Origin of the sequence: Arcticibacter pallidicorallinus, from assembly GCF_003002875.1 — a bacterium.
Taxonomy (GTDB): domain Bacteria; phylum Bacteroidota; class Bacteroidia; order Sphingobacteriales; family Sphingobacteriaceae; genus Arcticibacter; species Arcticibacter pallidicorallinus.
Map to the genome: position 1 here is coordinate 447,393 of NZ_PVTH01000002.1, position 12,728 is coordinate 460,120.

General features: G+C 47.3%; 9 protein-coding genes. 8 read left to right on the top strand and 1 reads right to left on the bottom strand.

Features of this window, described 5'->3' with window-relative positions:
• Window positions 1-23: 23 nt before the first annotated feature.
• Window positions 24-305, bottom strand: coding sequence for a hypothetical protein (locus B0I27_RS17790; RefSeq protein ID WP_146133085.1), 282 nt, complete (start codon window positions 303-305; stop codon window positions 24-26).
• A gap of 367 nt (window positions 306-672) precedes the next feature.
• Between B0I27_RS17790 and B0I27_RS04680 the strand changes: the two genes are divergently transcribed.
• The 8 genes from B0I27_RS04680 to B0I27_RS04715 all read left to right on the top strand — a co-directional run bounded on the left by B0I27_RS04680 (window position 673) and on the right by B0I27_RS04715 (window position 12,721).
• Window positions 673-2,628, top strand: coding sequence for an alpha-1,4-glucan--maltose-1-phosphate maltosyltransferase (locus tag B0I27_RS04680; protein ID WP_106291921.1), 1,956 nt, complete (start codon window positions 673-675; stop codon window positions 2,626-2,628).
• A gap of 10 nt (window positions 2,629-2,638) precedes the next feature.
• On the top strand, window positions 2,639-6,001 hold the full coding sequence (gene treS / locus B0I27_RS04685) for a maltose alpha-D-glucosyltransferase (RefSeq protein WP_106291923.1): 3,363 nt from the start codon (window positions 2,639-2,641) through the stop codon (window positions 5,999-6,001).
• Window positions 5,991-7,925 carry a 1,4-alpha-glucan branching protein GlgB gene (glgB, locus tag B0I27_RS04690; protein ID WP_342751869.1) on the top strand — a complete coding sequence of 645 codons (1,935 nt, stop codon included), beginning with the start codon at window positions 5,991-5,993 and terminating at the stop codon, window positions 7,923-7,925. Before treS ends, glgB begins: the two co-directional genes overlap by 11 nt.
• 25 nt (window positions 7,926-7,950) lie before the next feature.
• Window positions 7,951-8,610 carry a DUF6766 family protein gene (locus tag B0I27_RS04695; protein WP_106291927.1) on the top strand — a complete coding sequence of 220 codons (660 nt, stop codon included), beginning with the start codon at window positions 7,951-7,953 and terminating at the stop codon, window positions 8,608-8,610.
• 61 nt (window positions 8,611-8,671) lie between these two features.
• The gene (locus B0I27_RS04700; protein WP_106291929.1) at window positions 8,672-8,911 is read left to right on the top strand and encodes a hypothetical protein; all 240 of its coding nucleotides are present in this window, start codon (window positions 8,672-8,674) and stop codon (window positions 8,909-8,911) included.
• A gap of 107 nt (window positions 8,912-9,018) precedes the next feature.
• Window positions 9,019-10,737, top strand: a complete 1,719-nt coding sequence (locus B0I27_RS04705) for a carbamoyltransferase family protein (protein WP_106291931.1) — start codon at window positions 9,019-9,021, stop codon at window positions 10,735-10,737.
• Entirely contained in the window at window positions 10,734-11,705 is a 972-nt protein-coding gene (locus B0I27_RS04710) for a glycosyltransferase family 2 protein (protein ID WP_106291933.1), read from the top strand. Before B0I27_RS04705 ends, B0I27_RS04710 begins: the two co-directional genes overlap by 4 nt.
• Before the next feature lie 2 nt (window positions 11,706-11,707).
• Window positions 11,708-12,721, top strand: coding sequence for a glycosyltransferase family 9 protein (locus B0I27_RS04715; RefSeq protein ID WP_106291935.1), 1,014 nt, complete (start codon window positions 11,708-11,710; stop codon window positions 12,719-12,721).
• Window positions 12,722-12,728: the final 7 nt, after the last annotated feature.

Here is a 12,728-nt window from a genome sequence, read left to right on the forward strand (position 1 = left end):
GATCTGTTATCAGGCTATTAAGGCTACGGTCTCGGATCAGCCGGGGTTTTTGGAGTTGCGGGTGGACTGGGTTGCGGAACCGGTTCAGCCGGTCTCGGGTCTAACGGAGTTGGAGCCGGCTGCGGACTCGGTGTCGAATCGCTTGGAAGGGGTTGCGGAGCCGGTGTGGGGACAGGATTGACCATCGTGTCTATGGTGTCGAGAGCCACATTGGATTGACTAACCAATACGCGACTTCCTGAAGCGCTCAAAGAAATGAGTGCGACGAATACGATTGCTGAGATTGGAACGAGAAATTGTTTCATAGCAGTAGATTTTAGCATGAGTAGATGATAGAATTGTATCTAAAACTGTGCCATATTGAACTTTTCAGTTTTCTTAGCAATTGACTCATAAATAATTAACTTGCTGTTGAGGCAGGTGTAGTTATCCATTCCGATGGCCAGCGGTAATGCTCCTGGGATTATCGGTCACGCCCTTCTGAGACCTCCTGTAATCCCCGAACAATTCCCACTCACGTCAAACATTCAATTTAAATACGTTGTTGTAGTCAACACGCCTAAATGAAGACATATTCTTAACTGTTACTGCGAAGATTCAGTTTCATTCGGGACGTTTTCCATTGCTCAAGATTAAACTGTTTTGTAATGATTTAACGTAACAACAAATTGCATGATTGATTTGAATGGTAGAAATAGGGTTGTCATCAGTAACGTATCTCCGATGGTTGAAGAGGGGCGTTACCCGGCGAAATCAGCAGAAGGTGAATTTGTGATAATCTCTGCTGACGTATTTAGTGATGGGCATGATGAAATCGATGCTAGCGTTCTCGTTCAGTACCCGGATACCGGAGAATGGCGGGAGCATGATATGGATCCTTCTTTTAATGATCGCTGGAGTTACCGGATAAAAACTGAAAAGATCGGAAAATACAGTTTCGTCGTTCAGGGGTGGGTGGATCATTATGCTACGTGGCGAAAGGGCTTGAAAAAGAAGTACGAAGCCGGTCAGGACCTTAAAGTCGAACTTCTCATTGGTGCAGATTTGCTGGCACAGGCGCTGAGTAAATCAACATCAGGCCATAAAAAGCTTCTAAACTCATGGATTTCGACACTTAAAAAAACGGACAATACAGAGGAGGCGGTTATGCTTGCCCTGCGGGACGACGTCTATCAAACGATACGGCAGTATAAAGACAAGGATCTTATAACTGTATCTTCTGAGCTTATAATTGAAACAGAGCGGAAGAGGGCAGCGTACAGCACATGGTATGAGTTGTTTCCGCGTTCTGCAGCGACGGCTGAAAATGCGCACGGAACATTCAGCGATGTAAAGCGCCTGCTTCCGCGCGTAGCCCGGATGGGATTCGACGTGTTATATTTCCCGCCGATACATCCTATTGGGGAGAAGAACCGTAAGGGGAAGAACAATTCACTCTCGCCTGTTGAAGGAGACCCGGGTTCCCCCTGGGCGATAGGCAACCGGACCGGAGGACATAAGGATATCCATCCGGAGCTGGGTACGCTGGAGGATTTCAAAGAACTTATTCAGGAGGCGAAAGGCCAGAACATTGAGATCGCTATGGATATCGCCTACCAATGTGCGCCCGACCACCCCTACGTCCAGGAGCACCCTCAATGGTTTAAATGGCGGCCTGATGGTTCCGTTCAATATGCGGAGAACCCGCCTAAGAAGTACGAAGATATATTGCCGATTAATTTCGAAACGGAAGATTGGGAGAACCTGTGGCTGGAGTTGAAAAGCGTTATCGACTACTGGATAGATAAGGGTGTTACGATCTTCAGGATCGACAATCCGCATACCAAGGCCTTTCCGTTCTGGGAATGGATGATCCGGGAGGTTCGATTGGCGCATCCGGAGATCATCTTCCTCGCCGAAGCCTTTACGCGTCCGCGCCTGATGGAGCGGCTCGGTAAGGTTGGTTTCAACCAGTCGTACACCTATTTCACGTGGAGAAACACGAAGGCAGAGATTGAGGAATACATGAACGAGCTTACAAGATCACCCATGCGCTATTTCTTCCGTCCGAATTTTTGGCCCAATACTCCGGATATCCTTCCGCCGGCGCTCTCATCGGGAGGGGAAAACGCGCACATCATGCGTCTTATACTGGCGGCGACCTTGTCTTCCAGTTATGGAATATACGGTCCGGTTTATGAGTTCGGCATCAACGATCCGCATCCCGGAAAGGAAGAATATACCAACAATGAGAAGTACGAGCTGAAGCATTGGGATTGGAGTAAATATACCCGCATCAAAGAGATCATTGTCCGGGTTAACAGAATCAGGCAACAGAACAAGGCTTTACATACTACCTGGAATGTCACCTTTGCAGAAACCACCAGCGATCAGATCCTGTGTTACGTCAAGAATGACCCGGATACAAACAACCGGATCGCGGTGGTGGTAAACCTCGACGTTCATCATCTCCAGGGTGCCCACGTCCGCTTGCCGCTGGGGGAGCTGGGAATAGAACCAGGTCAGTCATACAAACTGAAAGACCTCCTGAGTGGAAGTACCTATATATGGCAGGATGAATGGAACTATGTTCAGCTGAATCCTTTTGAAATGCCTGCACACATCTTCACTATCGAACCTAACATCTAACCTTAAAAACATGCCCGACAAGACAACAAAACTGGATGATAAGCTGCATTGGTACAAGGACGCAGTGATATACGAACTACACATTAAAGCTTTCGCCGACGGCAATTCTGACGGGATAGGAGATTTTCAGGGGCTAATGCAGAAGCTCGATTATCTTCAGGATCTCGGAGTGACCGCTATCTGGCTCCTGCCATTCTATCCATCGCCGCTCCGTGACGATGGTTATGATATTGCTGATTATTATAATATTAATCCGTCTTACGGCACGATAAAGGAGTTCAAGTTGTTCTTGAAAGAGGCTCATAAGCGTGATCTGAAAGTGATAACCGAATTGGTTATCAATCATACATCTGACCAGCATCCCTGGTTTAAGCGGGCTCGTAAGGCTCCGAAAGGCTCTGCACACAGAGACTATTATGTGTGGACAGACGATCCGACCCAATACAAAGACGCCAGGATTATATTTCAGGATTTTGAGGCCTCCAACTGGTCATGGGATCCGGTAGCAAAGCAATATTACTGGCATCGCTTTTTCTTCCATCAGCCGGATCTAAACTATGATAATCCGGCCGTGCAGGAAGAGGTGTTCAAGATGATGGATTATTGGTGTAAAATGGGGGTGGATGGTTTCAGGCTAGATGCGGTGCCTTACCTTTTCGAGCGGGACGGAACGAACTGTGAAAATCTTCCCGAGACCCACGTTTTTCTTAAGAAGCTGCGAAGTTACGTGGATGAGCGTTATCCGGGTACGCTGTTGCTTGCGGAAGCGAATATGTGGCCGGAGGATTCGGCCTCTTATTTCGGAGATGGCGATGAATGTCAGATGAACTACCACTTCCCTGTAATGCCGCGTATGTTCATGTCGGTACAGATGGAAGACCGCTACCCCATAACGGATATTTTTGATCAGACCCCCGAGATTCCGGAAACGTGTCAATGGGCTATTTTTCTGAGAAACCACGATGAGCTCACGCTGGAAATGGTTACGGATGAAGAAAGGGATTATATGTATAAAACCTATGTTAAGGATCCAAAGGCACGGATCAACCTGGGTATCCGGCATCGTTTGGCACCCTTGCTAGAGAATAACCGTAACAAGATAGAGCTGCTAAATTCACTGCTGTTTACGCTTCCAGGAACACCGGTGCTGTATTATGGTGATGAGATCGGGATGGGTGATAATTTTTACCTGGGCGATCGTGACGGTGTGCGCACTCCTATGCAATGGGATGCTGACAGGAATGGTGGCTTCTCCAAAGCTAATCCACAGCAGCTTTACCTGCCGATGATCCTGGATCCGCAATATCACTATTCATCTGTGAATGTAGAGCTTCAGCGCACCAACACATCCTCCCTGTTATGGTGGACAAAGCGCGTGATCAGTATGCGAAAGAAGTATAAAGCGCTGAGCCGGGGGGATATGAAGTTCATCCATTCTGAAAACTCGAAGGTACTGGCTTTCACGCGTTGTTACGAAGATCAGAAGATACTGGTGGTGGCAAACTTGTCTCGTTTTATCCAGTCTGCCGAACTTGACCTCGATGACTATGCAGGGTATGTGCCTATGGAAGTGTTTAGCCACAACCGTTTTCCGGTCGTGAAGCTGGAACAGCCTTACGTTTTTATGCTCAGTCCGCATTCTTGTCAATGCTTTGTTTTACAGGATGAGCGCGTCGAGTTAGTCAATACCAGGCCGTCTGAAATGCTGCAAATTGGAAAGTGGAAAGAGCTTACAGAGCAGCAGAACCTGGAGTTTCTTGAGTCGAAGGTTTTGCCCGACTATATGATGCGCATGCGTTGGTTCGGGGGCAAGGGTCGGGGAGTTGAGCGGATCGAGATCATCGACCATGCGACAGTTCCGCTGGCGGAGAACTCGGCGATTTTCCTGCTCATAGAAGTTTCTTATCAGAACGGTCTGCCGGATTTGTACCAACTGCCGGTTACTTTAGGTAAGGGACAGTTCTCTTACAAGATCCAGGAAAGCTGTCCTCAGTCGGTGATTTCCGCTATTCGTGTAGGTGCTGAAGATGCCGTTTTGTACGATGCATTGTACGGTTTCGATCTTCAGGATGCCCTGATCAGGCGCATGGCTAACAATCAGGACGTTACGCTCAAAAATGGAGAACTTACTTTTAGCAGCAACCGCGATTTGAAGAAGTACGTATCAGAACACGATAAAATAAAGCCCCGAGTGTTATCGGCGGAACAAAGTAACACCTCACTGACATACGACAATTGTTATTTCCTGAAGTTTTACCGAAAGGTGGACCTGGCCATAAATGCCGATATGGAGGTGACGCACTATCTCACCAAACATGCCAAATTCAAGCATATTCCTGCCTTTATCGGTTCGGTAGAATGGAAGTTCAAAAAAGGTAATATGGTTTTGGCCATGATGCAGGAAATGGTACAAAGCAACAGTGATGGATGGGCTTATATGCTTGACAGACTAAACGACTTTAATGACAATATTCTGTCTAACCAGAATCTTGGAACCCTTACCAAAGAAGTAAAAGGTAATTTACTGAATCCGGCGGTCTACGAAGAGGTTCCTGAGGATATCAAAGCGTTATTAGATGGACTTGTATCTGATAACGTACGTTTGCTAGGCATTCGTACGGCTGAAATGCACCTTTCGCTTGCGTCAGGCGAAAAACTGGAGGCCTTTAAGTCCGAGGACTATTCACTGCATTACCAGCGGTCGCTCTTCTCGTCGCTGCAATCGCTGGTGAGAGTAACCTTCCAGAGCTTGCAGAAGAACTTGAAAAAACTGCCTGAGAAATACAGGCAGGAGGCTTCTGAGCTGCTTGGAATGAAAGAAGAAATCCTTTCGGTTCTTAAACTGATATACAGCAGGAAGATTGACGTGACCAAGATCAGAATCCACGGCGATTACCACCTGGGCCAGGTGCTGTTCACCGGCAAGGACTTTATCATTCTCGACTTTGAAGGCGAACCTGCAAAAAGCTACAGTGAACGTCGGCTGAAATACTCACCGCTCAGAGATGTTGCGGGCATGATCGAGTCACTTCGCTACGCCGCTTATGGAAGTTTGTTCCTGGACAATCTGATCAGGGAGGAAGATATCAATAAACTGCTTCCTTATGCCGAGCAATGGTATCATTATATGAGCGGCTTCTTTATGCAGGCTTACCTGGAGCGCGTGAAAGGTGCCCGGTTTATTCCTAAGGAAAAAGAGGATCTGGGGATACTATTGCAAACCTTCCTTCTGCAAAAAGCCATTTATGAACTGAATTACGAACTAAATAACCGGCCGGAGTGGGTGCTGGTACCGATGCGCGCTATAAAGTCAATTATGAATAGTTACCGTGCTCACCAACCTAAAATTAATCAGAATGAACATGTCAGGTAATCTCGCGAACCAAGAATTTTCTTTGTTTACCGATTTCGATATAGCGCTCTTCAAGGCAGGTAAGCACTACCATCTGTACAATAAGCTTGGAGCACACCGTGTGAATCATCAGGGGAGATGGGGGGCATATTTCGCTGTGTGGGCGCCTAATGCGCGTTATGTTTCAGTAGTAGGAAACTTTAATTCCTGGAACAGCGGGGATCATCCTATGCAGGTGCGATGGGATGAATCAGGCATTTGGGAGGTGTTTATTCCTGATGTGGGACATGCCGAATATTTCAAGTATTACATAGAAGGACCTAACGGCTATAGTGTAGAAAAGGGCGATCCGTATGCCTTTCATTGGGAAACACCACCTCAGACTGCTTCTGTGGTTTGGGATTGTAAATATAGCTGGAATGATACTGAATGGATGCAATCGAGACAACGGGAGAATCCTTTGAAGAAGCCAATCTCGGTGTATGAGTTGCATATAGGTTCCTGGAGAAAGAACGGGGAGGATGGAAGCTTTCTTACCTACCGGGAAATTGCCGGGCAGCTTCCCGAGTATTGCGTATATATGGGTTTCACTCACGTCGAGTTTATGCCCGTGATGGAACATCCCTTCTTTGGCTCCTGGGGATACCAGCTTACGGGTTATTTTGCCCCCTCAAGCCGGTTCGGGACGCCGGAAGACTTCATGTATCTGGTTGATCAATTGCATCTTGCGGGTATCGGTGTAATCCTGGATTGGGTACCGTCTCACTTTCCGGTGGATGAACACGGTCTGGGGTACTTTGACGGAACGCCTCTGTATGAATATGCTGATCCGCGAAAAGGCTTCCATCCGGATTGGAAGAGTAATATATTCAATCTGGAGCGCAATGAAGTAAGGGAATTTTTAATATCCAACGCCTTCTACTGGCTGGATAAGTTTCATATTGACGGACTGCGTGTGGATGCTGTGGCCTCTATGCTGTATCTTGACTATTCCAGGAATGAGGGGGAATGGATACCCAATATTTACGGGGGAAGAGAGAACCTGGAGGCGATTAGTTTCCTTCAGGAGTTTAATGAGGCTGTGCATAGTTTCTTTCCTGACGTGCTTACCATTGCTGAAGAGTCTACCTCCTGGCCGGGGGTGACTCAGCCGGTACAGCAAGGCGGTTTGGGTTTCGACATGAAGTGGATGATGGGCTGGATGCACGATTCTTTGAATTATTTTCAGAAGGAGCCGGTTTATCGCCGATACCATCATGGCCAGCTGACTTTTAGCCTGGTGTATGCCTTTTCTGAAAAGTTTTGTTTACCCCTGTCTCACGATGAGGTAGTTCATGGTAAAGCTTCGTTGATCAATAAGATGCCAGGGGATGCCTGGCAGAAGGCGGCTAATCTCCGGCTGTTATATGCTTATATGTACGGACATCCGGGCGCGAAGCTGATCTTCATGGGAGGCGAGTTCGCGCAGGCGCATGAGTGGCAGCATGATTACAGCCTGGACTGGCATGAAAATCATCAACCCCTGAATAGGGGGATCCAGCTTTTGCTTAAAGATCTTAACGAACTGTATAAAACCCCGGCGATGCATCAGTTGGATTTTAGTTCGGACGGTTTTTGCTGGATCGACTGTTGTGATGCAGACCGCAGCATTCTGAGCTGGATACGAAAAGGGGAGAGGGCTGGTGATGAGCTTTTGTTTGTTGCCAATTTCACTCCGGAGGTGCGTCATAATTATAGGCTGGGGGTGCATGTTCCTGGATTTTATGAAGAGATATTGAATTCAGACAATCTGAAATATGGGGGCAGTGATGTGCTTAATGAGGGTGAGCTGGAAGCGTTTCCGGTGTCAGTAAGTGGGTTTACGCATTCACTATCTATCTCGGTACCTCCTTTAGGAATTAGCGTTCTTAAGTTCTCCCGGGAGAACCCCGATTATATCTTTTAGGTACTTGCTGCAATAGAAGTTTGCTATGGAACAAACCACTTTCCTATACAGGAACAGCTTATCGATAGTTTTCCTGTCGTTGTTTGTTGTTACCTGGCTAGCACAGATCTGGACAGGCTGGAACCAGCACAACGAAGATCTCGCGAACGCGGGTGCCAGGACGATCTTGCTATCCGCGTACGTCAGATCGGGGCACTTTTTTTCGGCAACCTTTGAAAACTTTCAAAGTGAGTTTCTGCAGATGGCGCTCTACGTTGTCCTGACAGTAGGTTTGCGGCAGCAGGGCTCTGCAGAGTCAAAGCGGCTAGAAGGAAAGGAAGAGGTCGACAGGGAACCCATGCCATCTGCTGATGCCCCCTGGCCCGTAAGAAGAGGAGGCTGGATATTAAAGCTTTACAGTAATTCATTATCGATCACTTTCTCTGCTTTGTTTTTTGTAAGCTGGGCTTTACACTTTTATGGTAGCTGGCAGGAATTCAATGTTGAACAAGCCCTGGATGGCAGGGAAAAAATTGACATGATTTCGTATCTCTCGGAACCTGTTTTTTGGTTCGAGACCTTTCAGAACTGGCAGAGTGAGTTTTTATCTGTGGCGTCGATCGTGATATTTACCATATATCTGCGGCAGAAGGGTTCCCCGGAGTCGAAGCCTGTAGATGCTCCGCATAGCGAAACAGGAAAGTAAATAAAATTTCAACAAAAGGTCTGATCTACTGTTAGTTCTTTACATCTAAATAAAACATGCCATGTTAGAAAACGTAAATCCAACACACAAAGAAGGACCCGTAGCTAGGGTAATCGAGGAACAGACAGCGAAGATTCCGTCAGACGTGTTTTTGTGGGCTGCCCTTGCTTCTATGGGAGTATCCCTGACACTAAAATGCTTGAACAAGAAGCATACAGCATTATTTGTAGGCCAATGGGCTGCGCCTTTTCTCTTATTGGGAATTTACAACAAGATTGTAAAGACTGAAGGACACGACTAATTGTAATTAGCCAGAGCCTGTTAGTCATTGACAGGCTCCGGCTTGTTTAAGCCTTATCATCCTCCTTGCATTCGTGCATCAAACCAACGCTTTGCTTTTATAAATCTATGTATGTATTAGGTATTAACGCCGTATTTCACGACTCCGCGGCCTGCATTATCAAAGATGGCCAGTTGTTGGCTGCGGCAGAAGATGAGCGTTTCACACATATTAAACATGGTAAGAGACCGGTGCCGTTTTCAACCTGGGAACTTCCTTTCCATGCCATTGATTACTGTTTGAAGGTAGCAGATATTCATTTGAGTGAGGTCGACCATATTGCTTACTCCTTTGATCCAAATCTATTGGTACCTGAACACTATGCAAAAAAACCTACTATAGAAATTCCTTTTGATCCGGCGGTGCAATATCATTCTGATTGGCTGAATCCATGGGATCCCTTGCTTATCACGTCGATTTTGAATGCACCCTCCCAGCTGATAGATGGTTATCCGCATCATCTGCAGAAAAGGTTTAAAGGGACGACATTAAATGATTTTAAGTGGCATTTTGTGGAGCATCACGTGTCGCATGCTGCAAGTGCCTTTCTGCCTTCGCCATTTACCAATGCTGCGGTCATGACACTCGATGGCAGAGGAGAGCTTGCGACTACAACCTATAATATAGGTGCCGGCAATCGTATACATCGCATTGGCGAGGTGAAGATGCCGCACTCCCTTGGCCTTCTTTATGAGCGGCTTACTACTTATCTGGGCTTCTTACATTCATCCGACGAGTACAAAGTGATGGCACTTGCCTCTTATGGGAAGCCTGAATTTGTAAAGGACTTCAGGGAAATGATCAGTATAAGTGATGGAGGACAGTATATCATACAGAACGAGCGTCTGGAGGAGCGCTTTGGTCCGACACGATTAAGACACGAAGAATTCACTTCTCATCATTTCAATATAGCCCACTCACTCCAGTATGTATTGGAAGAGACCGTACTCGAACTAACGGATTGGTTGTATCGTGAAACGAAAGAAGAGAACCTTTGCCTGGCGGGTGGAGTTGCCCTAAATTGCGTATTAAACGCCAGAATTCGGGATAAAGGTCCCTTCAGAAATGTCTGGGTGCAACCGGCAGCCGGCGATTCTGGAACGGCCTTAGGCGCTGCGGAATGGGTTGACGTGAGAGAGCGAAACAGCCAGCAAAAAGATTTTGTAATGAACCATGTGTATTGGGGCCCCGGTTATTCGGATGCGGAAATTGAGCATTTTCTTAAATGGGCAAAGGTGCCTTACCGGAAGATGGCCGATATCGCTGAAGAAACCGCGGAGATACTTGCGCAGGATAAGATCATCGGATGGTATCAGGGAAGAATGGAATTTGGTCCGCGTGCTTTGGGTAGTCGTTCGATCCTAGCTTCACCAATCAGCCCAACTATGCAGTCGCGCCTCAATGAAGTCAAGGACCGGGAAGATTTCCGTCCCGTTGCACCGGTCGTGCTGGAGGAAGATGCAGGAGAATGGTTCGAAGGCGCTGAATATTCTCCGTTTATGCTGTTCATCTATGATGTTAAGGCAGATAAGGCAGACAAAATTCCCGCGGTCCGTCATACCGACGGTACTGCAAGGATACAGACGATCAATGCGGAGCAACATCCGGAATACTATAGGCTTCTAAAGGCCTTTAAAAGGAAGACCGGCGTGCCGATACTGGTAAATACTTCCTTCAATACATTGGGGAAACCGATCGTTTCATCCCCAAGGGATGCTGTGGAGTGTTTCTGGACTTCTCCATTCGATGCATTGATTATTGGGTCATATTTAATTGAAAAGAAATGAAACCTGACATCTCTGTTGTGATTCCGACCTATAAGCGGACTGAGTTACTGATGAGGTGTCTGCAAGCGTTGACCGATCAGACACTCGAAGAGGCGAACTATGAAGTCATCGTAGTGAGCGACGGTCCGGACATGAAAACCCGGGAGGCCGTGCAAATCTGGAAAGAAACCTCGGGACAGAACGTATCGTTCCATCATCTTGAAGAAAGGAAAGGCCCGGCGGCGGCTAGAAACAGAGGATGGCAACATGCGAAGGGAAGGCTGATAGCCTTTACTGACGACGATTGTATTCCTGATGCCCGTTGGCTTGAATCTTTTGCTGAGGCATACAGATACGAAGATCAATTGGTACTAAGCGGTAAGGTAATTGTTCCTTTACCGGAGGTTCCTACAGATTTCGAGCTTAACACTTCTCATTTGGAGACAGCAGAGTTTATAACGGCGAACTGTGCCTGCAGCAGGGCTGTTTTGTTGCAGACAGGCGGCTTTGACGAACGTTTTGCTCAGGCCTGGAGGGAGGACAGCGATTTCCAGTTCCGGGTGATTCGGGAGGCGATTCCTTTGCGGAAGTTGGATACCGCCATAGTTGTGCATCCCGTCAGGTCCGCGCAGTGGGGTGTCAGCATATATGAGCAACGTAAGGGAATGTACGACGCTTTATTGTATAAGAAGTTCCCTGATTTTTATGACAAACGGATAGGGTCGCGGGCGCCATGGAATTATTATGCGATGATACTTTTCTTTATTGCGGGAATTTATGGGCTGCTTGCAGGAAGTGCCTTTTCGGTAGCCGCTGGCTTTGGTTGCTGGCTGCTGCTCGTAGCTGAGTTTAGCGTCCGTCGGCTTCGAAATACCTCGCGCTCCTTAAAACACGTCAGCGAGATGCTGGCAACTTCAGCACTTATCCCATTTCTTTCTGTTTATTGGCAGCTCTACGGCGCCTGGAAATATCGGGTATTATTTATATAGATATGTTTAAACCAACAGAAGATATTAAGAAGATCATTGTATTCAGGGCCCTGCAGTTAGGGGATATGCTGTGTGCGATACCTGCGATCAGGGCATTGAGGTCTGCCTACCCCGATGCTGAAATCACCCTCGCCGGTTTGCCATGGGCGGCTTCTCTGGTAGATCGCTTCCCTCAGTATTTTGATGATTTTATTCACTTTCCGGGATACCACGGATTGCCTGAGCAAGGGCTTGACGCGGAGGCCTTCACTGCTTTTCTGAGCACTGTACAGTCTGCCAACTTCGATCTTGCCCTTCAGATGCAGGGCAATGGCTCTGTAGTCAATCCCATGGTCGAGCTTTTTAACGCGAAGTATACAGCCGGCTTTTATATGGATGGTCATTATTATCCGGATAACGGTCTGTTTTTACCATACCCTAACTTCGGCTCGGAGATTGAAAGGCATATCGCTTTGATGGAATATCTTGGGATACCTTCCAAAGGAACGGATCTGGAATTTCCGTTAAGGCCAAAGGACGGCGAGGACCTGCTTGCGGCAGGTCTGGGTGATCTGGAGCCGGGAACTTATGTGTGCATTCATCCCGGATCACGCGGATCATGGCGACAATGGCCGACTGCCTATTTCGCGGAAATGGCTGATTATTGTGCGGAGCAGGGCCTTGATGTGGTGCTTACAGGTACGAAAGACGAGCTTGAGATCGTGGAAGACGTAAGGCGACAAATGAAGTATACGCCTCTTATTGCTGCGGGTAAAACTAGCCTGGGGGCTGTAGCGCTGCTAATCAGGGAAACCTATTTGCTGATATCGAACTGTACCGGCGTTTCGCATATAGCATCGGCTATGAAAACTCCAAGTATAGTTATTAGCATGGACGGTGAACCGGACCGTTGGGCTCCTCTGAACAGAGAAATCCACTATGTGATTGATTGGACAGCAAACCCGGATTTTGGTCTCGCACAGTTTTATTTGAAGAAGTTTTTAAAGAAAGCTATTCGTCAGGATACGGACTTCTAGTGGTATT